Annotated in this window: 19 protein-coding genes; 14 read left to right on the top strand and 5 right to left on the bottom strand. The window is 63.5% G+C overall.

Annotated features, from left to right (window positions below; translation table 11 throughout):
- Positions 1 to 9: 9 nt before the first annotated feature.
- Positions 10 to 651: a DedA family protein gene (locus tag U1E20_RS01375; protein ID WP_409978791.1), complete on the top strand. Its 642-nt coding sequence runs from the start codon at positions 10 to 12 to the stop codon at positions 649 to 651.
- On the opposite strand, the gene U1E20_RS01370 is transcribed toward U1E20_RS01375, so the two are convergent.
- Positions 648 to 1,139 carry a DUF2244 domain-containing protein gene (locus tag U1E20_RS01370; protein WP_409978790.1) on the bottom strand — a complete coding sequence of 164 codons (492 nt, stop codon included), beginning with the start codon at positions 1,137 to 1,139 and terminating at the stop codon, positions 648 to 650. The two genes, U1E20_RS01375 and U1E20_RS01370, sit on opposite strands and share 4 nt — an antisense overlap.
- Positions 1,140 to 1,189: 50 nt before the next feature.
- Here U1E20_RS01370 and nth point away from each other — a divergent pair, with 50 nt between their 5' ends.
- Entirely contained in the window at positions 1,190 to 1,891 is a 702-nt protein-coding gene (gene nth / locus U1E20_RS01365; protein ID WP_409978789.1) for an endonuclease III, read from the top strand.
- 259 nt (positions 1,892 to 2,150) lie between these two features.
- Here the strand turns inward: nth and U1E20_RS01360 are convergent, their stop codons facing one another.
- Entirely contained in the window at positions 2,151 to 2,999 is an 849-nt protein-coding gene (locus tag U1E20_RS01360) for an ATP-binding protein (RefSeq protein ID WP_409978788.1), read from the bottom strand.
- A 180-nt stretch (positions 3,000 to 3,179) separates the two neighbouring features.
- On the opposite strand from U1E20_RS01360, the gene U1E20_RS01355 reads away from it, so the two are divergent.
- From U1E20_RS01355 to U1E20_RS01330, 6 genes are all read left to right on the top strand, one after another.
- Positions 3,180 to 6,137: a bifunctional [glutamine synthetase] adenylyltransferase/[glutamine synthetase]-adenylyl-L-tyrosine phosphorylase gene (locus U1E20_RS01355; RefSeq protein ID WP_409978787.1), complete on the top strand. Its 2,958-nt coding sequence runs from the start codon at positions 3,180 to 3,182 to the stop codon at positions 6,135 to 6,137.
- Between the two features lie 123 nt (positions 6,138 to 6,260).
- Positions 6,261 to 7,142, top strand: coding sequence for a peptidylprolyl isomerase (locus tag U1E20_RS01350; RefSeq protein ID WP_409978786.1), 882 nt, complete (start codon positions 6,261 to 6,263; stop codon positions 7,140 to 7,142).
- A 132-nt stretch (positions 7,143 to 7,274) separates the two neighbouring features.
- The gene (argJ, locus tag U1E20_RS01345; protein ID WP_409978785.1) at positions 7,275 to 8,522 is read left to right on the top strand and encodes a bifunctional glutamate N-acetyltransferase/amino-acid acetyltransferase ArgJ; all 1,248 of its coding nucleotides are present in this window, start codon (positions 7,275 to 7,277) and stop codon (positions 8,520 to 8,522) included.
- Between the two features lie 356 nt (positions 8,523 to 8,878).
- On the top strand, positions 8,879 to 9,400 hold the full coding sequence (locus U1E20_RS01340; RefSeq protein WP_409978784.1) for a carboxypeptidase-like regulatory domain-containing protein: 522 nt from the start codon (positions 8,879 to 8,881) through the stop codon (positions 9,398 to 9,400).
- A gap of 17 nt (positions 9,401 to 9,417) precedes the next feature.
- A complete protein-coding gene (locus U1E20_RS01335) occupies positions 9,418 to 9,810 on the top strand; it encodes a (deoxy)nucleoside triphosphate pyrophosphohydrolase (RefSeq protein ID WP_409979621.1) in 393 nt (130 codons plus the stop codon).
- A 72-nt stretch (positions 9,811 to 9,882) separates the two neighbouring features.
- Positions 9,883 to 11,256, top strand: coding sequence for a DUF2252 domain-containing protein (locus tag U1E20_RS01330; protein ID WP_409978783.1), 1,374 nt, complete (start codon positions 9,883 to 9,885; stop codon positions 11,254 to 11,256).
- On the opposite strand, the gene U1E20_RS01325 is transcribed toward U1E20_RS01330, so the two are convergent.
- Positions 11,237 to 12,301 (bottom strand): sensor histidine kinase, encoded by a 1,065-nt coding sequence (locus U1E20_RS01325; protein WP_409978782.1) that lies wholly within the window; start codon positions 12,299 to 12,301, stop codon positions 11,237 to 11,239. The two genes, U1E20_RS01330 and U1E20_RS01325, sit on opposite strands and share 20 nt — an antisense overlap.
- Before the next feature lie 63 nt (positions 12,302 to 12,364).
- On the bottom strand, positions 12,365 to 14,380 hold the full coding sequence (gene parE / locus U1E20_RS01320; protein WP_409978781.1) for a DNA topoisomerase IV subunit B: 2,016 nt from the start codon (positions 14,378 to 14,380) through the stop codon (positions 12,365 to 12,367).
- 149 nt (positions 14,381 to 14,529) lie between these two features.
- On the opposite strand from parE, the gene U1E20_RS01315 reads away from it, so the two are divergent.
- The 6 genes from U1E20_RS01315 (at position 14,530) to U1E20_RS01290 (ending at position 20,156) form a co-directional block, all read left to right on the top strand.
- Positions 14,530 to 14,922: a DUF6790 family protein gene (locus U1E20_RS01315; RefSeq protein ID WP_409978780.1), complete on the top strand. Its 393-nt coding sequence runs from the start codon at positions 14,530 to 14,532 to the stop codon at positions 14,920 to 14,922.
- Between the two features lie 352 nt (positions 14,923 to 15,274).
- Positions 15,275 to 16,828, top strand: a complete 1,554-nt coding sequence (locus tag U1E20_RS01310) for a hypothetical protein (protein ID WP_409978779.1) — start codon at positions 15,275 to 15,277, stop codon at positions 16,826 to 16,828.
- Positions 16,829 to 17,082: 254 nt separating this feature from the next.
- Positions 17,083 to 18,090 (top strand): ABC transporter substrate-binding protein, encoded by a 1,008-nt coding sequence (locus tag U1E20_RS01305; RefSeq protein ID WP_409978778.1) that lies wholly within the window; start codon positions 17,083 to 17,085, stop codon positions 18,088 to 18,090.
- A 16-nt stretch (positions 18,091 to 18,106) separates the two neighbouring features.
- Complete coding sequence (locus tag U1E20_RS01300) at positions 18,107 to 18,901, top strand: ABC transporter ATP-binding protein (RefSeq protein ID WP_409978777.1); 795 nt, start codon at positions 18,107 to 18,109, stop codon at positions 18,899 to 18,901.
- On the top strand, positions 18,898 to 19,719 hold the full coding sequence (locus U1E20_RS01295) for an ABC transporter permease (RefSeq protein ID WP_409978776.1): 822 nt from the start codon (positions 18,898 to 18,900) through the stop codon (positions 19,717 to 19,719). Before U1E20_RS01300 ends, U1E20_RS01295 begins: the two co-directional genes overlap by 4 nt.
- Positions 19,716 to 20,156: an N-acetyltransferase family protein gene (locus tag U1E20_RS01290; RefSeq protein ID WP_409978775.1), complete on the top strand. Its 441-nt coding sequence runs from the start codon at positions 19,716 to 19,718 to the stop codon at positions 20,154 to 20,156. Before U1E20_RS01295 ends, U1E20_RS01290 begins: the two co-directional genes overlap by 4 nt.
- A gap of 3 nt (positions 20,157 to 20,159) precedes the next feature.
- Here the strand turns inward: U1E20_RS01290 and U1E20_RS01285 are convergent, their stop codons facing one another.
- A complete protein-coding gene (locus U1E20_RS01285; RefSeq protein WP_409978774.1) occupies positions 20,160 to 21,542 on the bottom strand; it encodes a murein L,D-transpeptidase in 1,383 nt (460 codons plus the stop codon).
- Between the last annotated feature and the right edge of the window lie 214 nt (positions 21,543 to 21,756).

Below are 21,756 nucleotides of genomic sequence, written 5' to 3'. Positions count from 1 at the left end.
TGACGGCGGATGACCCATCTCCTCGATCAGGCGCAGATCGCGTCAATCCTTTCGACTTACGGCTACTGGGCGATTTTTGTCGTCGTCGCGCTAGAGAGCGCCGGCCTGCCCCTGCCGGGAGAAACCATGCTGGTCGGCGCGGCGATCTTCGCTCGCCTCTCGGGGACGATGGCGATCGAAAATGTCGTGGTCGCCGCGGCCGCTGGCGCGATCGTTGGAGATAATATCGGCTATTGGCTCGGCAGGGAGTTCGGAACCAAACTGCTTGAACGTTACGGCCATTATGTGGGGCTCGGGCTCGAGAAATTGCGCCTAGGTCAATATCTCTTTTATCGCTGGGGCGGCGCCATCGTGTTTTTCGGACGCTTCTTCGCGCTGTTGCGCATTCTCGCGGCCTCGCTCGCCGGCGCCAATCATCTGCCGCTTGGCCGCTTCTTCATCTACAACGCGACGGGCGGCGTCGTCTGGGCCTGCGCCTTCGGCTATGGCGCCTATTTCCTCACTGCGGGATTCGAAAGGATCAAAGCGCCGATCGCCGCAGCCCTCGCCTGCGGCCTGGCGTTCGGCCTGTTCATGATGTGGCGTTACTATAAGCGCCACGAGGCGCGGCTGATACGGGACGCCGACGCCATGCTCAGCCAGCGCGGTTAGCTGAAACGCGGGCCGGTCCGGGCGTCGATGAGCGCGCGCGTGAGGTCGCGCGCCAACTCCGCCTTCTGGTCCGGCCCCAAAAAGGCGCCGATCTCGACGCTTTCGCCGCGCGAGACCAACTCGACCCGCTCGGTGCCGAATTCCTCATGCACGGTCTGTTCGAGCCGCACCCAGGACGGGTTGAACCGCCACTCCTTGCGCTGACCGCGCGCGCCGATTTGCGCGAAGACGAGTTCGAGCGCGGTGAGATCGAGCGTCTCCTGCCGGCGCGCGGAATTAAAGCTCAGGCGGAAGGCGATGTAGAGACCTAGCGCGTCGAGCCCCATGAAACCGGCGACCGGCCAGGCGCCCATGAAAAAGAACGGCAGCGCGAACAGAACCTGGCCGCAACAGAAGATCATGATAAATGCATAGAAGGCGTGCCGGGTCATCGACCGGTGCGGCGTCAGCCGCGCTTCATAAATTTTATGTTCGAAGGGGTCGGACATTTCTGCTGCCGGCGCTTTCTCCTCCAGATTCTTGAAGTTATAACGCGCCCATGGCCGAAACAAACACTCATGGCGCACGCCCCGGCAAAAAAGCGCGCGCCGGTCGGCGGCCGACCGCCGCCGAGGCCGCCCGCGTCGACGAGATTTTCGCGCGTCTCTCAGCCGGCAATCCGGCGCCCAAGAGCGAACTCAAATACAATAATGCTTTCACGCTGCTCGTCGCCGTCGTGCTGTCGGCGCAGGCGACCGACGCCGGCGTCAACAAGGCGACTCCGGCGCTTTTCGCACTGGCCGACACGCCCGCCAAAATGGCGGCGCTCGGCGAGGAGCGGGTGCGCGATCTGATCAAAACGATCGGCCTGTTTCGCGCCAAGGCGAAAAACATCGTCGCCCTGTCGCGATTGCTCGTCGAACGCCATGGCGGCGAAGTTCCGCGCACGCGCGAGGAGCTGACGGCGCTCCCCGGCGTCGGCCGCAAGACCGCGAATGTCGTGCTCAATGTCGCCTTCCAAGAGCCGGTGATCGCGGTCGACACCCATATTTTTCGAGTCTCCAACCGGCTGCCGCTGGCGAAAGGCAAAACGCCCGAAGAGGTCGAAGCTGGACTCGCGAGAATCGTGCCGGAAAAATATCTGCTGCGCGCCCATCATTGGCTGATTCTGCACGGGCGCTATGTATGCAAGGCCCGCAAGCCTGAATGTCCGCGTTGCGTCATCGCCGATTTGTGCCGGTTCAAAGGGAAGACGATTTAACTTTTGATGCTTCTCCGGTGCGGCCAGCAAGACAAAGTCACAGACGCGCGTCCGCCGCCGTGGAATTTTCCGACCAAAGCCGAAGGGCCGAACGCTGTCGGAAAGGAACCGCGATGAATTACAAATTGGCGATCGTCGTCATGGGCGGCTTGCTGTTTGTCGCCGCCATGATCCCCTATGCCTATGCGCCGAGATGCACGACCGCGGAATGCACGCCGGAACGTCCGTATTGATGCACTGGGCCGGCGCACTCAAACGCTTATCCCAACGTCTTCCCCAAACGCCCGGCCAAGTCCTGAATATATTGCCAGGCGACGCGGCCTGAGCGCCCGCCTCGGGTGATCGACCATTCCAGCGCCTCGGCGCGGATCGTCGCCTGGGGCGCGTTCAGGCCAAAACACTCGGCGTAGCCGAAGACCATCGCTAGATAATCGTCCTGACTGCAATTGTGAAAGCCGATCCACAGTCCGAAGCGATCGGAGAGCGAGATTTTCTCTTCAATGACCTCGCCGGGATGGATCGCGGTGGCGCTTTCATTCTCCATCATGTCGCGCGGCAGCAGATGGCGGCGATTCGACGTCGCGTAGAACAGCACATTGTCGGGCCGTCCCTCGACGCCGCCTTCAAGCGCGGTCTTGAGCGCCTTATAGCTCGTCTCCGCGCCGTCGAAGGAAAGATCGTCGCAAAAGACGATGAAGCGAAACGGCGCCGGCGCCAGCGCGCCGAGCAGCGCGGGCAGCGCTTCAATATCCTCGCGATGAATTTCGATCAGCTTCAGCCCCGTCTCGGCGAGCGCGCCGTGAACCGATTTCACCAGCGACGACTTGCCCATGCCGCGCGCGCCCCATAGCAGCGCATTGTTGGCGGGCAGCCCCTGCGCGAAGCGGCTGGTATTGGAAAGGAGCATGTCGCGCTGGCGGTCGACGCCCTTGAGCAGCGCCAGATCGACGCGATTGACGCGGGCGACGGCATGGAACGCGCCGCCCGAAGCGCGCCAGACGAAGGCCTCGGCGACGGAGAAATCTGGCGCTGCAGGCTCCGCCGGCGCCAAGCGCTCCAGCGCGCCGGCGATGCGGGCGAGCAGCTGCGCGACATCTTCTTGCGACATGAATATTTCTCATCATCGGCGCCAAACTCCCTCGTCCTTCGAGACGCGCGCTCCTCAGGATGAGGGTCAGGCTCCTTTTTTCATTGACGATCGTCTGACGACTCTCAAATCTCACTTACGGCATAGCCGGATTATATCCCGGCGCAAAGCCGCTTCGCGAAGCAGCAAAAGGAAGGCCTCTTGACGCCGGACGCCAACGCCCTTCTCGACCGCGCCAAAGTCTTCATCGCCCCTCTCGACGTCGAGAAGGCCGAGAAGGCGCTCACGCGCGTTCTCGAGAAAGAGGACGCAACCCAGGGCGCGCTCGCAACGCTTCTACGGGAACGGCCGAAGGCGCACGATCTGCTGCTCGGCGTATTGGGCTCGTCGCCCTATCTGACCGACATTTCGGCGCGGGATCCGGCGCGGCTCGCAGGGGCGCTCGCGAGCGATCCCGCGCAGCGCATCGACGCGCTCATCGAGTCGATGCAGCATGTCGAAACGCAAGACGAAGCCGAGCTGATGCGCCTGCTGCGTCTCGTCAAGCAGGAGGCCGCGCTGGTCATCGCGCTCGCCGATCTTTCCAAAGTCTGGGACATGCCGGAAGCGACGGACGCGCTCACCCGGATCGCCGACGCCGCGCTTTCCGCCGCCATTCGCTTCACGCTGCGCGCCGCTTCTCTCGCCGGTAAGCTGGAACTCACCGATCAGCGCGACCCCGAACGCGGATCGGGTTGGATTTTTCTCGGCATGGGCAAAGGCGGCGCGTATGAGCTGAACTACTCTTCCGACATCGATCTCATCGTCTTCTTCGATCGTTCGCGCGCGCGCCTCGTCGACCCTTCGCAAGATGTCGATTTCTTCGTCAGGCTGACGAAGCGCATCGTGAAAATCATGAGCGAGCGCACGCCGGACGGCTATGTGTTTCGCACCGATCTGCGGCTGCGTCCCGATCCGGGCGCGACGCCGATCGCCATCCCGCTCGAAGCGGCGCTTTCCTACTACGAAAGCATGGGCCAGAACTGGGAGCGCGCCGCCTATATCAAAGCGCGGCCGGTCGCCGGCGACATCTTTGCAGGCGAACAATTTTTGCAGGAGCTCGCGCCCTTCGTCTGGCGCAAATATTTCGACTTCGCCGCGATCGCCGACGTGCATTCGATCAAGCGGCAGATTCACGCCCATAAGGGGCACGGCAAGATCGCCGTCGCCGGCCACAATATCAAACTCGGCCGCGGCGGGATTCGCGAAATCGAATTCTTCGTGCAGACGCAGCAGCTCATCACCGGCGGCCGCGATCGGCGCCTACGGGGACGCGAGACGCTCGCCATGCTCGACCAGCTCGTCGAAAGCGGCTGGGTGGCGCCGCAAGCGCGGGACGATCTGCGCGAGGCCTATCTCTTTTTGCGCGACGTCGAGCACCGCATTCAAATGATCGCCGATGAGCAGAAACATACGCTGCCCGAAACTGAGGAAGGCGTCGCCGTCGTCGCGCGGATGATGGGCTTTGCCGGCTATGATGATTTCGCGCCAGCGCTGCTGACGCGACTCGAAGTTGTGCAAGGCCATTACGGCAGGCTGTTCGAAAGCGCGCCGCAGCTCACCTCTTCGGCCGGCAATCTCGTCTTCACCGGCGATGACGACGATCCCGGCACGATCGAGACGCTCGCCGCCATGGGGTTTGCGAATCCGAAGACGGTGACCGCGACCATTCGCGGCTGGCATTTCGGCCGCTACGCCGCCACCCGCTCGACCGTTGCGCGCGAACGCCTCACCGAACTGACGCCGATCCTGCTCGAAGCGATCGCCGCGACTGAAAACGCCGACGCGGGGTTCCTCGCCTTCGACAGGCTCATCTCGAAACTGCCGGCCGGCGTGCAGCTCTTCTCGCTTCTGGTGTCGCAGCCGCGCCTGCTCAATCTGCTCGCCGCGATCATGGGCGCGGCGCCGAAACTCGCCGAGACCATCTCGCGCCGTCCCCGCGTCTTGGATGCGCTGCTCGAACCGGCCTTCTTCGAAAGCGTGCCGTTGCAGGCGGAGCTCGATCAGCGGCTGGCGGAACAGTTCGCGGAGGCGCGCTCCTATGAAGATTCGCTCGATCGCGCCCGTATTTTCGGACAGGAGCAGAAATTCCTCATCGGCGTGCGCATCCTGACCGGCTCGGTCTCGGTGGCGGAGGCCGGCGTCGCCTATACGCGACTGGCCGAAACCCTGATTTCCCGGCTCTTCAAACTGGTCTGCGACGAATTCGCGAAAACCCATGGACAGATCGAGGGTGGCTCGGCCGCGGTCGTCGCCATGGGCAAGCTCGGCGGGCGCGAAATGACGGCGGCGTCCGATCTCGATCTGATGCTGCTCTATGACGCCGACCCATTGGCGGAATCGCAGGGCGGCGAGCGGCCGATTTCGACGCAACAATATTACGGCCGCCTCACCCAAAGGCTGATCAGCGCCCTATCCGCGCCCACGGCCGAAGGCCTGCTCTATGAGGCGGATTTTCGCCTGCGGCCGTCAGGCAACAGCGGCCCGCTCGCGGTGAGCCTCAAAGCCTTCTCGGACTACCAGGCTAATGAGGCCTGGACCTGGGAGCATATGGCGCTGACCCGCGCCCGCGTCGTCGCCGGTCCCCAGGCCTTCGCCAGTCGCGTCGAAGCGGCGATTCGGGCCGCTTTGACGACGCCCCGCAACCCGCAAAAATTGAAGGACGACGTGCTGTCGATGCGGCGGCGGATCGAAAAGGAAAAGGGGTCGGGAAGCCCTTGGGAAGTCAAGCAGGTCCCCGGCGGGCTCATCGACATCGAGTTCATCGCCCAATATCTGATGCTGCTCCATGGTCCGCAGCATCCCGAGCTTTTCTCGACGACCGTCACGCTGGCCCTGCAGCATCTGAAAGACGCGGGCGTGCTCGACGCCGGCCGGGCCGAAGCGCTGACGGAGGCCTCAAAGCTCTATCAGGGCCTGACCCAATTGATGAGGCTCGCCATCGATGACGCGTTCCGTCCGGCCGACGCGCCGCGCGGCTTGACGGAGCTGCTGCTTCGGCTCGGCGACGCGCCCGATCTTTCCAATCTCGAGGCCCTGCTCGGCGACGCCCAGAAACGGACCAGGGAAATTTTCACGAGCGTCGTCGGCGAACTCGCCGAGCGCCCGGTTTCAGCGTAAGCGGGAGTTGCAGAACCCGCCGCTCGGGCATAGATACGCCGGATTCCTCGCGCAGGAGCTTTCCCTCTGGCGGCGACGGCCGCTTTTCTTCAAGCCCGTCCTGGCCCTTTTTTGGAGCAGAACATGTCTCACGCCCGCAAGAATGTGCGTTCCCTTGCTCGCGCCGCGCTGGGCGCGACCGCGCTCGCCGCCCTGCTGGCAATGAGCGCCGGCGCGACGACGGCGGCGGCGAAAACGCTCGCCAAGGTCAATGGCGTCGAGATCACCGACGAGGACCTGAAACTGGCGTTGGAGGATCTCGGCCCCGCCATTCCGCGCCAGCTCGAAGGAAAGGCGCGCGAGTCCTATGTGCTCGACTTCCTGATCGATGAGCAACTCGTGGTGCAACAGGCGCAAGCCGACAAGCTTGCCGAAACGCCGGACTTCGCCAAGAAGCTGGCCTATCTGCGCGACAAGGCGCTGATGGAGACTCTGCTCGGCAACGTCGCCCAAAAGGCGGCGACCGAAGCGGCGATCAAGCAGGCCTATGACGAGGCGGCGAAAAACCAGAAGCCCGAAACCGAATATCACGCGCATCACATTCTGGTGCAGTCCGAAGACGAGGCGAAGGCGGCGCTGAAACGCGTCAAGGGCGGCGAGGATTTCGGCAAGGTCGCGACCGAACTTTCGAAGGACCCGGGCGCCAAGGGCGGCGACCTCGGCTGGTTCACCAAGGACCGCATGGTGCCGGAGTTCGGCGAGGCGGCGGCGAAAATGGAGCCGGGCCAGATTTCCGAGCCGGTCAAGACGCAGTTCGGCTGGCACATCATCAAGCTTGACGAAAAGCGCCCGAAGGTGTTTCCGCCGCTCGATCAGGTCAAGGATCAGGTCGCCCGCTATGTCGTGCAGAAGGCGCAAAGCGAACTCGTCATGAAATTGCGCGACGGCGCCAAGATCGAGCGCGCGGATCAACCGGCCGAAGGCTCGCCGGGCGCCAAGCCTGCCGAACCGGAGAAAAAGAAGTAGCCTCGAAGCGCCTCTGTTCTTTTGATGCGAGAATTTTCGGCCAAAGGAGAATCGCTTCGCGGCGAAGCCTTGACGTGGACCTGAAGCGCCGTCAAACCCGCGCAGGTCCACTCCGATATGCAAGGCTTCGCCATGGCTCACGACGCCCCGGTCTCCCCGCTCGCGCCGACATCCGTCCCCGACATCCCCCCGCTTGAGGGCCTGCGCTTCGCCGTCGGCGCCGCCGGCGTGCGCTACGCCGGCCGCACCGACGTGATGCTGGCCCTGCTCGATACGGGAACGACGGTCGCGGGCGTCTTCACCAAATCGAAATGTCCGTCGGCGCCCGTGGACTGGTGCCGCGACAAGCTCAAGGGCGGCAAGGCGCGCGCGCTGCTGGTCAATTCGGGCAACGCCAACGCCTTCACCGGCAAGACCGGGGCGCAGGCGGTGAAATTCTCGGCCAAGCTCGCCGCCGCGGCGACGGGCGCGCCGGAACGCCAGATTTTCCTCGCTTCGACGGGCGTCATCGGCGAACCGCTCGACGCGCATAAATTCGACGGCCTCATGGAGAAGCTCGTCGAAGAGGCGCGCTCCGACGGCTGGCAGGACGCCGCCCGCGCGATCATGACCACCGACACCTATCCTAAACTGTCGACGCGCGCAGCGACGATCGGCGGCGTCGAAGTGACGATCAGCGGCATCGCCAAAGGCGCCGGGATGATCGCGCCCGACATGGCGACGATGCTCGCCTTTGTCTTCACCGACGCGGCGATCGGCGCGGAATCGCTGCAGGCGATGCTCGAGAACGGCGCCAAGCGAAGCTTCAACGCCATTACCGTCGACGGCGACACTTCGACTTCCGACACGCTGTTGCTGTTCGCGACCGGCGCGGCGAAAAAGCGCGGCGCGCCGAAGATCGAAGAGGCGAGCGACAAGCGGCTCGCGGATTTCAAGCGCGCGCTCGACGCCGTGCTGCTCGACCTCGCCCATCAGGTGGTGAAGGACGGCGAAGGCGCGCGCAAATTCGTCGAAGTGACGGTGACCGGCGCCGACAGCGCCAAGGCGGCGAAGCGCGTCGCCTTTTCGATCGCCAATTCGCCGCTGGTGAAGACCGCGATCGCCGGCGAGGACGCGAATTGGGGCCGCATCGTCATGGCGGTCGGCAAGGCCGGCGAAAGGGCCGACCGCGACCGGCTGGCGATCTGGTTCGGCGGCGTGCGTGTCGCGCATAAGGGGCTGCGCGATCCCGACTATGACGAAGCGGAAGTTTCGCAGATCATGAAGCGCGACGAAATCGTCATCAATGTCGATCTTGGTCTTGGCAAAGGCGCCGCGACGGTATGGACCTGCGACCTCACCAAGGAATATGTCGCCATCAATGGCGACTACCGCAGCTGATTGTCGAAGGGGGCGCGACGGCGTTTTCGCGCCGCGCCGCGATTACGCCGGTTTTCCCCATTCTTTCGCGGCCAGATGTTGCGAATATGGTGAAAGACGCGGGGCCTGCGCTGCAAGCTTTTTGAGGGTGTATAAAGCGCTTGATATTGCGTCACAATCTTGTCCGCCGCGTGAGGACTCGCGCGCGGGCGGCCATTCGGCCGCCGCTTTGGCGGCCTAGCTGTCGGCAGGCGTCGCGGTCGTCAAGGCGATAGCTGACGTGCTAGATTGTCCGACTGTCGAAGCCGCCTTGTGGTCCGAGCGCCGCGGCGCCGGCATAGGTTGGCGGCCGGCGTTCGTCGTGGAGCGTTGCGCGCATGCGTTGGGTCAAATTTCTTGCCGTCGCGCCTCTCGCCATGCTTTCGGCGTGCAATGCCGCGCGCGGTCCGATATCCGGTTTTGGATTCGATTCGACGCCGGCGAGTTACGTCAGAGCGCCCGGCAGAGGCGTCATCGCCGGAGAAGCCTTTCTGCAGGACGGCTCGGGGAAATCGAATGTGCGCTACGCCGCCGGCGAAACCGTAAGACTCATCCCGGCGACGACTTACGCGCAGGAGCGAATCAAGAAGTTTTACGGCTCAGTGAAATTTCTGCCGGCCGCGTCTGTTCCGGAGAGCGAGCCGGACACGCAATACGCCTCGCTCACCCGCACGACGACGGTTGACCAGGATGGCCGCTTCACCTTCGAGAACGTCGCGCCCGGGCGCTATTATCTCACCACCAAGCTGGTCTGGAAGCCGAAGAATTCGCAAACGCCTGAAGGGGGCGCGATGTATGAGGAAGTGACGCTCACCGGACAGGAAAACGGCCCGGTGAAAGTCGTTCTTTCCGGCAATTGAGCGCGCCCGTGAATCTTCTGCTGGTCGTGGCGGCGGCGCTCGTCGACGCCGACAATCGCGTGCTCATCGCTCAACGTCCCGAAGGCAAGGCGCTTGCCGGTCTGTGGGAATTTCCCGGCGGCAAGCTTCATCCCGGCGAGCGGCCCGAAGATGCGCTGGCGCGCGAACTCGAGGAGGAGCTCGGCGTTCGCGTCTGCGCGCCCTGCCTCGCGCCGCTGACCTTCGCCAGTCACGCCTATGACGATTTTCATCTTCTGATGCCGCTTTACGTCTGTCGTAAATGGGAGGGTTTTGTCAGCCCGACGGAAGGACAGGCGGTGAAGTGGACGCGCGCCCGCGACTTGCGCAATTATCCGATGCCGCCCGCCGACGCGCCGCTGATCGGACCGCTGATCGATTTGCTGGGATGATTCTAAAGGCAGGCTGACCCGACCGATTCAAATTGCGATCATTGGTTATTGGCTTCTTGGAGATTGCCGACGATGCACATTGAAACGCAAACCGGCGTCATTGAGCGCGGCCCCGATCGTCGCGCCCGCTACGCGGCCGGAAAGGCTCTGCGCCAGATCGTTCCACGCGAAACGCTCGCGGACTTTACGCCTGCCGCAAACCGAAACGCGCTCGCGATCATCGCCGAGACCGAGCGCGATCGAATCCAATCCCTGCTTCCGCTTCGCCGCAAATCCATGGCGGAGTCGCCGCATGCCTTTCTGCGCGGCGCCGCCGACGTGATGGCCGCCGATCTTGCGACGCAGCCGGCGCCCGGCATACGTGCGCAGGTCTGCGGCGACTGTCATTTGATGAATTTTGGCGCCTTCATCTCGCCGGAAGGACATGCGCTGTTCGACGTGAATGATTTCGACGAGACGCTGCCCGAAGTCGATGTCACGATCGACTTGCGCCGCTTCGCGACAAGCGTCGTCCTTGCGGCGCTCGGCGCCGGCAAAAGCGAACGCGGCGCGCGAGCCGTAGCGCGCGCCGCCGTCAAGGCCTACCGTCGCGCCGTGATTGAATTGGCGAGCCTGACGCCGCTCCAGGCCTGGAATAGGCGCGTGCCGCTGCGCGATGTGGTCGCGAAGCTTCGTAACCGGGTTCTCCACCAGGCGGTGCGCGCCGTGGCGTCGGCGCGTCAAAGCGAAGACGATTGCGCGGATAATTTTCCAAAAGTCGTGCAAGGCGACGCCGGCGCGCGTCGAATCGAAGACAAGCGTCCACGGCTGTTCCATCTCGACGACGGCGCCGCCGACCAATTCGACGTCGACGGGCTTATCGCCGCCGCCTTCGCGAATTTGCCGCCGCATGTCGCGTCCTTGTTGCGCCGCTACCATTTGGCCGACATCGCCTTCAAGGCCGTCGGCGTCGGCAGCGTTGGAACCTATTGCACGATCGCCCTATTCCTGAGCCCGGACGAGGAGCCGCTGTTCCTTCAGGTTAAAGAGGCGAAGCGCTCGGTGCTGGAACGGTTCGGCCTTGGCGCTTGGCGCGGCGCGCAGGGCGAACGCGTCGTCGGGGGGCAGCGTATGATGCAGGCCGCGTCCGACATTTTTCTAGGGCCGATGCGCGACCCGGCGTCCAAGCGAGAATTCTATATGCGCCAGCTGAAAACGCGCCGATTGGGCGGACTGACGGAATTACTGCAAAATCACGACCTGCTGGATTATGCGAAACTATGCGGTCGCACCTTGGCGCGCGCCCATGCGCGTTCCGCCGACGCCATGACTCTTGCGGGCTACATGGGCAAGAGCGAAGCCTTCGACGACGCGCTCGTATCCTTCGCCATTCTCTATGCCCGGCAGAACGCGGAAGACTACATAGCGTTTTGCGCGCAACACGGCGCTACGCCTGCTCTTCCCTGACCGTGGCGTAGCTCGCCGGGATCGACAGCGTCCAGATCAATCCCTCGGGCGGGAAATTCAGCGTCGCGGTTCCATCGAGCGCCTGGGCGACAAGGCGTTTGATCACCTTATGGCCAAAGCCTTCGCGGGGCGGCATCGCCACCGCCGGACCGCCGGTCTCGCGCCATTCCATGTTGAGCCGACCGTCTTCGAAGCGCCAACTCAGCGAGACGCCCCCATCCGGCCGCGACAGACCGCCATAGCTCAGCGCGTTGGTCGCGAGTTCATGCAGGGCGAGGCCAATATTCTGCGCGGCCTCCGGCTTCAGCATGATTTTGGGCCCATCGATCTTGGCGCGACTTGAAAGGTCGCCTCGCGGCGTATCCATGCAATAGGCGAGCTGCGCCCGCACCAATTCGCGCATCGAGGCGCCGCGCCAGTCCTGCGAGACCAGCAGATCATGGGCCATCGACAGCGCCTGCAGACGCGCGGCGAATTTGCGCTGGAATTCTTCGAGCGACGGCGAGCCGGCGGCGGTCTGCCGCGACATCGCCTGCACGACGGCGAGCAGATTCTTGGATCGATGCACGAGTTCGCGCAACAGAACGCGGACATGCTGCTCGCGCTGCTTGCGGGGCGTGATGTCGCGCGCCGTTCCGAGAATGCGCACCGCCCTTCCATCCTCGAAAAAAGTCCGGCCGCGCACCGAGACCCAACGTTCGATGCGGTCGGTCTGACCGATGACGCGATATTCGATCTCGTAGTCGCCCTCGTGAGTGGGGTCGAGCGCGACGCCGACCGCCTCCTTGGTGCGCTTCTTGTCCTGCGGATGCAGCGCGCTGCGGAAAATCTCGAAGCTTGCCGGAACGCCCTCGGGCAGTCCCCACAGGCGGCGCACGCGCTCGTCGATATGCACCTCGCCGGTAAGGAGGTTCCAATCCCAAATGCCGGTGCGCCCGGCGTCGAGCGCGAGCTGCATCCGCTCCAGAGCAAAGGCTTGCTCGTCGCAGAAGGACCGCGCGGAGCGCGCGTCATCGGTTTCTGGGCGAATTTCCGTGTCGGTCACGCAGTGCCTGTCATCTGTTGGGAGGCGGTCAGCATACTCCCGGACGGGCCGGTAGGCGAGGGGCTAGATATCGACGAGTTCGGTCGCGAAGGCGGCGCGCTCCTGAATGAAGGCGAAGCGCGCTTCCGGCTTGTTGCCCATCAGCCGTTCGACGCAGTCGGCGGTCTCCTCGCGATCATCGGGCTCGACGACAACCTTGAGCAGGGTGCGCTTTCCAGGGTCCATCGTCGTTTCCTTGAGCTGGGCGGCGCTCATTTCGCCCAGCCCCTTGAACCGGCTTGTCTCGATTTTTCCCTTTCCGGTCAATTCCTTGGCGATCAATTCATCGCGATGGTCATTGTCGCGCGCATAGACGGTCTTCGCCCCTTGGGTCAGCTTGTAGAGCGGCGGCTGCGCCAGATAGAGATGGCCGTTCTCGATGAGCCGCGGCATCTGCCGATAGAAGAAGGTGATGAGCAGCGAGGCGATATGGGCGCCGTCGACGTCGGCGTCGGTCATCACGATCACCTTCTCATAGCGCAGGTCCTCGTCGCGGTAATGCGCGCCCAATCCGCAGCCGAGCGCCTGGGTCAGATCAGCGAGCTGCTGATTGGCGAGAAGCTTGTCCTTCGTCGCCGAGGCGACGTTTAAAATCTTGCCGCGCAGCGGCAGGATCGCCTGCGTGGCGCGGTTGCGCGCCTCCTTCGCCGAGCCGCCGGCGGAATCGCCTTCGACGATGAACAGTTCCGATCCTTGCGCCGAATTATTGGTGCAGTCGACGAGCTTGCCGGGAAGCCGCAGCTTGCGGGTCGCGGTCTTGCGGGCGATGTCCTTTTCGGCGCGGCGGCGCAGGCGCTCCTCGGCGCGCTCGACGGCGAAGTCGAGCAACTTATTGGCCTGCGACGGCGCGCCGGCGAGCCAATGGTCGAAGGCGTCGCGCACCGCGCTTTCGACGATGCGCGTCGCCTCGACGCTCATCAGCCGGCTCTTGTTCTGGCCCTGAAACTCCGGCTCGCGAATGAAGACGGAAATCATCGCCGCCGACTGGCCCATGAGATCGTCGGCGGAAACGTCCTTGGCGCGCTTCGCCTGATTGACGCGCTCGGCGTGGTCCTTGAGCGCCTTTAGGAGCGCGGCGCGAAATCCCGCTTCATGCGTGCCGCCGTCCGGCGTCGGAATAGTGTTGCAATAGGAATGGACGAAGCCGTCATCCTCGGCGAGCCAGGAGACCGCCCATTCGAGCGAACCGTGGCCGCCTTCGCGCGTTATCTTGCCGACAAAGGGCTGGTCCGTGACGAGCTCGTGGCCGTGAATCTCGCGCGCCAGGTAATCCTTAAGGCCGCCAGGAAAGCGCAGCACCGCCTCCTGCGGCGTATCTGCGCCGGGTTCGATCAGCGAAGCATCGCAGCGCCAGCGGATCTCGACGCCGCCGAAGAGATAGGCCTTGGAGCGCGACATGCGGAAGAGCCGCGCCGGCTTCCAATGCGCGCCGGCGCCGAAAATCTGCGCGTCTGGCTTGAAGCGCACCTTGGTGCCGCGACGATTGGCGATGCGCCCGAGCGATTTGAGCTTGGCGAGCGGCTCGCCGCGCGAAAACTCCTGCCGGTAGAGTTCGCCGCCGGTTGCGACTTCCACTTCGAGCTTCTCGGACAGCGCATTGACGACCGAAACGCCGACCCCGTGCAGGCCGCCTGAGGTCTGATAGGCGCCTGAATCGAATTTGCCGCCGGCATGGAGCGTGGTCATCACCACTTCCAACGCGGATTTTTTTGGAAACTTCGGATGCGGATCGACGGGGATGCCGCGGCCATTGTCGAAGACGGAAAGCCAGCCATCCGTCTCCACCGTCACTTCGATGAAGGTGGCGTGGCCCGCCACCGCTTCGTCCATGGCGTTGTCCAGCACCTCAGCGAAGAGGTGATGCATCGCCGCCTCGTCGGTGCCGCCGATATACATGCCGGGGCGCCGCCGGACCGGCTCGAGCCCCTCCAGCACTTCGATCGAGGCGGCCGAATATTCGGCCGGCCCGCGCTTTGCGGCGGGTTTCGCTGCGGGCGCCTTGCGCGGCGCGCCGCTGAAAAGATCAGGTTTTGAAGCCATGAGCGATATTAGCGCGATTCGGGGCGGGATGGGTCGTCCGGCGCGGGTAGGGCTTGGCCGGTGGTTTTCGCGACAAAGCCCATACAATAGACGCTTGATCCGCGCCAACGCCTCAACCGCCCCAAGATGACGCCTGGAGGCCGTTCAAAATGATCATGATCGTCATCGCGCTGCTCAGCGTGCTTTTGCCCCTGGTTCATCTAGCGCTAAGCAAAGTCCCGAGGTCTCGCGCCCGCATCATTCGCCTGTTGCTGCTTTACGCCCTCGCGCTGGACGTGGGCGTCGTCGGCTTTTTCTTCGGCTTCATTCCCCATATTTTCTTCGCCGACGCCACGGCGAAAAGCATCGGCTGGCCGCCGGGAAGTCCTTTCCAGTTCGAGGTTGGATTTCACGACGGGGCTTGGGGAATTCTCGGCTTCCTCAGCCTATGGATCGGCGGCTCGTTCTGGATCGCGACCGGGCTCGGCTGGTCCTTCTTCCTGCTTGGCGCGACCTATGGCCATGTCATGCAGACGCTGCGCGAAGGCGATTTCGCGCCCTAAAATTTCTTCACGATTTTTTCGGACGGCTTCATCGCCTTCTGGCTGCTTTCGCTCATCTTCCTCTATTGGCGCTGGGGGATTTGGAAACAAGACCGCGCCGCGAACGGCTAGCGCCCCGCTTCGAGGCAAACGGCACGACGTTGGCGCAATCCCCTTCCCTTGAGGGAGGTGAAATTGCGCAGGCCGCGAATGGGTCGCCCGGCGCGGCGCCGTCGCTTGGCCGACATACGGATTTCACAAAAAAGGCGGATGCCGCCTTGACTTGTCGCGCATGCGAGGCTGGGGCATGCTCGGCCCCGTCTCAATATTCATCAAAGGATCGTCGCTCAATCGAACAATTTGGAGCGGTTCCATGGCCAGAATTCAGGAATTGGCGACCTATGAGGTCGATGTCGCGGCGCAGGACGGCAAGGCTTTCACGCCGGCTTTCTTTGTCGAGAGCACCGCGCCGATAAATTTCGACGACAAGGAAAGCGACCTGCCGACGCCTGAATACTGCAAGCCTTCGACGATCGATGAAATCGTCGCGACCTTGGCGAAGCAGAAAAAGCCCAAACTGCTCATCACCGTGCATGGCTTCAACACGCCGCGCGACAGCGCCCTCGAGACCTATCGGCGCTCCTTCGTAGCGGTGAATGAGGACGACGAGCTTCGAGACCGCGGCCTCGTCTGCATAGGATATCGTTGGCCGTCGGAAAGAGCGGGCACGCCCTGGCGCAGCGGTTTGAGCGCCGCGCCGATCTTCCTCCTCGGCGTATTATTCGTGGCGCTGGTCGCGGTCTATCTGGTGAATTTCCGTTTTGAAATCTGCGATTGGTGGAAATTCGCGCGCGTCGTCGTGACCGCCGTGACGGCGATAATGGCCGTCATCCCGATCACGCTGTTTCTGCTGCGGCTCGTCGTCTATTTTCGCGACGGCTTTCGGGCGACGACTTACGCCGTGCCGGACCTCGTCAATCTCATTCGCGAAATCGACGACAAATTGTCGAACGCTCGGCCAGATGTCGCCGCCGCCGATCTGTCCGGAAGGGTCGACCTTTCCTTCATCGGCCACAGCATGGGCGCCTTCGTCGTCACCAACGCCGTGCGCATTCTGACCGACGTGTTTTCGCCCGAGGCGATCGCCGCCATGCGCGGCGTCGAAATGCCGGGGAGCGACGAAGAGCGCGAACGACGCGAAATCAGATCGAAGATCGGCAAGAGCTTTCTCTTGCGCCGACTGGTGCTGGTCTCGCCGGACATTCCGGCGGAGGTCCTGTTGCTGGGCCGAAGCAACGCGCTGCATTCGTCATTGATCCGCTTTCAGGAAGCGCATCTCTTCTCCAATGAGGGCGATGAAATTCTCCGCGACATTTCGACGACGGCGAATTTCTTCTCGCTGCCCACCAAGAGCCGGAATTTCGGTTACCGGCTCGGCAATGTCGGCGTGCTGACCGGATGGGGAATTTCCGAACAGCTGACGCTCGACAATCTGCGCGTCGGCTCCCGCACGCTCTACCAGCTTTACGCTGAGATCGACGCCGCGCAGTCGGAAGAATCCTTCGCGCAGCGGCTGACCTATTTCGACTGTACCGACAGCATCGACGACGCGGGCAAGGGAGTCGTAACCGACGCAACGCGCGGCAAGGGACCGAGTCTGTCCTGGTTTGGACATTTGCGCCTGCTTTATATCCACCTTAAGGGCGAGGTCGACGTTCACTCCGGCTATTTCTTGAGCGCCAGCCTCGTGCGGCGGCTGATTTATCGTTTCGCCGCGATCGGCTATGGCGACACCGAACAGCTCTATGGCGGTCTCGCCGGCTTGAACGCGCAATGCGAAGAATATCAGATCAAGTCGCTAAAGCCCGGCGCGCAGAGCATCGCCGCGGCCATGGCGAAGGACGTCGTTCAGTCCACGTCGAGTTGATCGGCATGATCGTCGCGCCTCTGGATGCGTCGCCAGATCAGGATTAAGCGTCAGCCATTCATTCACGGCCCGCGTGGGCGCGGAATCACCCGCGCCGCGCGCCGCGCGCATTTGAAATGGCTCCAGCGATAGATCGCGCTTCACCGGCGCCCCGCGCTCGGCTATCGTTCCCTGCGGCAGTTCGTAGCTGCCCCGTGTCCGGGCTCCAGGGCGATGACGCGGTTTCAAGAACGAACCGGCCGAGGGAGCAAGAAGTGACAGCGCGCGGCGCCTTCATCAAAGTCATTTACGCTGCAGCCGCCCTCCTCCTCGCGGCGCCTGCCTTTGCGCTCGATAAGGTCGGCTTCGCCACCAATTGGCGCGCCCAGGCCGAGCATGGCGGCTTCTATCAGGCCATCGCCGACGGCACTTATGCGCGCTATGGACTCGACGTGACCATTCTGCAAGGCGGGCCCCAGCTCAATGCGCGCCTCCTGCTCGCCGCGGGAAAAGTCAATTTCGCGATGGGCGCCAATACCATTCAGATGTTTGAATCGGTGCAGCAGAACGTGCCGGTCGTCACCGTCGCGAGCATGTTTCAGCGCGATCCGATGATGTTCATGTCGCATCCCGGCGTCGGCCTCGATCGTTTCGACGACCTGCCCAAGGCCACGGCCTTCATCGCCAGCGACATGCGCGTCTCGATTTGGCAATGGTTGAAGCAGGCCTATGGATTCATGGACAAAAACATCAGGCCATACAATTTCAACTCCGCGCCTTTCCTCGCCGACAGGAATTCGATTCAGCAAGGATATGTAACCTCGGAGCCTTACGCGATCGAACGCCAGGGCGGCTTCACGCCCAACATCTTTCTTTTGGCGGACTATGGCTATGACGGCTATTCGACGACGGTCGAGACCCGCGCCGATACGATCGCCAAAACGCCGGACCTCGTGCAGCGCTTCGTCGACGCCTCGATCATCGGCTGGCGCAATTTTCTCTATGGCGACAACGCCGCTGCAAACGCCATGATCAAGCGCGACAATCCGGAGATGACCGACGGCCAGATCGCCTATTCGATCGCCAAAATGAAGGAGCGCGGCATTGTCGATTCAGGCGACGCGCTGACGCAAGGCATCGGCGTGATCACCGACGCGCGGATGAAGAGTTTTTTCGACAAAATGGCGAAGGCCGGAGTCGTTCCAGCGGACCTTGATTACAAACGCGGCTATACGCTGCGCTTCATCGGCAAGAAGGTCGGCATGGAGCAGCGGCCGAAATGACGCCGAGCGCGCCGTCATGAACGCACTGGGCGCCACGGAAGCGCGACAAACGGCGCCGGCGCTGGTTGCGCTGCGCGCCGTCGGCAAAACCTTTCCGAGCGGACTCGTCGCGCTCGCCGACTATGACCTCGACGTGCGCGAGGGCGAAGTTCTGACACTGCTCGGGCCCTCAGGCTGCGGCAAGTCGACGGTCTTGCGACTGATCGCCGGGCTGGCGCGCCCGACCGCAGGTTCGATCGACTGGCGCGCGCCTGATTCCAAGAACAATATCGGCTTTGTTTTTCAGGATGCGACGCTGCTGCCCTGGGCGAGCGTTTTCGACAATGTCTTTTTGCCGCTGCGGCTTGGCGGCTTCACGCGCGAAGCGGCGGCGGCGCGCGTTGAAGAGGCGCTCGCCCATGTCGGCCTAGCGGATTTCTCGGGCGCGCGGCCGCGCGAACTCTCCGGCGGCATGAGGATGCGCTGCGCCATCGCCCGCGCTTTGGTGACGCGGCCGGCGCTGATCATGATGGACGAACCATTCGCGGCGCTGGACGAGGTGACGCGCTTCAAGCTCAACGACGATCTGCTCGCGCTCAAGCGCCGGCTCGGCGCGACGATCGTCTTCGTCACCCATTCGGTGTTCGAAGCCGCCTATCTTTCGACCCGCATCCTGGTGATGTCGCGGCGCGGCGGCAGGATCATCGACGAGATCGAGATCGACCCGGCGATCGCGCGCGACGACGACTATCGATCGAGCAAGATGTTCTCCGACATTTGCCGCCAAGGGTCGCAGGCGCTTCGCCTCGCCATCGAAGAGGCGACGCCATGAGCGCGGGCAAGAGCGCAGGCATGATCCGCGCGCGACAAGCGATTGAGTGGCGCGACCTCGGCGCGCCGCTCGCCGTTTTCATTGCAACGCTGGCCCTGTGGGAAGGACTGGTGCGGTGGGAGAACGTCCCGTCCTATATCCTCCCGGCGCCCTCCGTCATCCTCGCCACGCTTGTTCAAGATCGCGAATTGCTGTTTTCGTCGCTGCTGGTGACGCTTGGCGTCACCTTCGAAGCCTTTGTGATCGCCGCCATCTGCGGCGTGGCGTTGGCGCTGCTCATCGCCCAATCGAAATGGCTGGAGCGCGCGCTGCTGCCCTTCGCGATCACGCTTCAGGTGACGCCGATCATCGCCATCGCGCCCTTGCTGCTCATTTATTTGCAACCCGGCAATGCGGTGCTGGTTTGCGCCTTTCTCGTCGCCTTCTTTCCGATTCTGTCGAATACGTCGCTCGGATTGGCCTCGGTCGACTTCGGCCTGCGCGATCTTTTCGACCTTTATCATGCCTCGCCATGGCAAAAGCTGGTTTATCTGCGGCTGCCGTCGGCGCTGCCGCAATTCCTCGCCGGCCTGCGCATCGGCGGCGGATTGGCGCTGATCGGCGCGATCGTCGCCGAACTCGCCGCCGGCGCCTCGGGACAGGGAACCGGCCTCGCCTATCGCATCGTCGAGGCGGGATTTCGCCTCGACATTCCCCGCATGTTCGCGGCGCTGGCGCTGATTTCGCTGAGCGGCCTCGCGATCTACGGCGCGCTCGCCGCGCTGTCGCATTATCTGCTGCGCGGCTGGCATGAGAGCGCGAGAGCGCAAGAGGAATGACGCCGGTGCGGGACATCCGAAAAGCCGATGCGCAAGATTGGCGCAGGCTCTGGGCGGGATACAATGATTTCTATGAAACCTCCGTGCCTGCCGAGGTGACCGAACACACATTGCGCCGCCTGCTCGATCAGGCATCCGCGTTGGTCGGACGGATCGCGGAAATCGACGGGCGCGTCGCCGGCTTTACCGTCTCCGCCCTGCATGAAAGCAGCTGGACGACTTCGCCGGTCTGTTACCTCGAAGATCTCTTCGTCGATCCGTCCTTTCGCGGCGCCGGCGTGGGTCGCGCGCTCATTCAAGACCTCATCGATCTTGGACGCGCGCGCGGCTGGTCACGGCTCTATTGGCACACGCAAGCGGACAATCAACGCGCGCGGCGGCTCTATGACGCATTCATCGAAGCCGACGATTTCGTGCGCTACCGTCTCACGCTGTAGCCTTTATTGCTCGGCGAGTTCGCCGGCCTCGTCGAGATGATAGACGTCGTCGCGAAAATGCACGACGCCGTCCGCCGACGCCCAGCCGGTCATATAGACCCATGCGACCGGCACGTGATGCGTCAGCTTCACGTCATCGCGCTCGCCCGATGCGATTTTGGCGTTGATCTCGTCCTCGCTCATCAGCGGCCCTGACTCGCCGTCGAGCAGCCAGGCGGCGAGATCGACGACGCCCTGCACGCGCACGCAGCCATGCGACAGGAAGCGATAATCATTGGCGAAGAGATTTCGCGACGGCGTGTCATGCATATAGACGGAATAGCGGTTAGGCATCGAAATGCGGATCGAGCCCAGCGAATTGCCCGACCCGGAATCCTGACGCAGCGTATATTGGGCGGCGCGCTCGCTCGCCCAGTTGATCGAGCGCGGATCGACCTCCTCGCCATGCGCGTTGAGCACGCGCATATGCGAGCGCTTGAGATAGGACGGGTCCTTCACCATTTTCGGCGCGATCTCGTTTTTGACGATCGACGCCGGCACCGTCCATGTCGGATTGATATTGACCGCGACGACCTTCGCCTGCAGCTCCGGCGAATGATGATCGAGATCGCCGACGATCGCGGCGTAGCGGCGCGCCACGCGGTCATCCTGCACCGCGTCGACCGCCGTCGACGGAAGATTGACGACGATGTATCTGGGGCCGAACTCGAATTCGAGCGCGTTGAGCCGCCGCGCGGTCGAGTCGAGCTGAAGCAGTCTTGTCTCCGCCGGCACGTCGAGTTCGCGCAGCGTCGCGCCGGCGACGACGCCGGTCTGTTTCAGACCTAAGCGAAACTGGAAGCGCTTCACCGCCGCGGTGAGATCGGCGTTCCATTTCGGGCTGGCCGTATCGGCGATGCTGTCGTCTTCGGTCGCGAGCCGCCGGCGCAGCGTCGACACCGCGGCGCCTTTCGAGCCGGGCCGAAGCGAAACGCCGACGATCGGCCATCCGCCGGAATCGACGATCTGTCGGTAGCGATCCGCCGCTTTCGCGGTGGTGTAGAAAGTTTGCGGCTGCAACGCCGGAGTCGGATCGTCGGACAGCGCCGTCTCGCGCGGCGGCGCGGGTTTCGGCTTTGGCTTGCGCGCGGCCTGCGCGGGCACCGGAGCCGCCGGCGGCGGCGCTTCGGGCGGGGCGCCGAGCGACGGCGGCGAAAGCGACGGCGCGGGTTCGGCGAGCGGCGGCGTTAGCGGCGGCGCGGGCGCGGGCGCCGGCGCTGATTGGACGGGCGCAGGCGACGGCTCTGGCGTTTCGGTCTGCGCCCGGACCGGCGCACCGGTCGCAGCCGCCGCCAACAGCGCCGCCAGCAGGATGCGAAGGCCGCGAGCGGAAGGGCTTGTCTTCATTCTGGCGCCATGTCGCGCGCATCGGCTCGCGATGCGCCTCTTCGGGCGCCTTGAGAATCACCCGCGCCCTATTCCGTTTTCCGCATACTCCATTCCTTTGGCGCCGTCATTGCCGACTTAAACAGCGGCGCGAGACGACGGGCGTCGAGCGGGCGCTTGCCTTTTCTCGCGCCGCCCCGCATACCGCGCCGCAACAGCCAATCGAATTCCGGGA

Origin of the sequence: Methylocystis sp., from assembly GCF_046349115.1 — a bacterium.
Classification (GTDB): domain Bacteria; phylum Pseudomonadota; class Alphaproteobacteria; order Rhizobiales; family Beijerinckiaceae; genus Methylocystis.
Note: the sequence above shows the minus strand (reverse complement) of the source record. Positions and strands in the feature narration are given on the sequence as shown.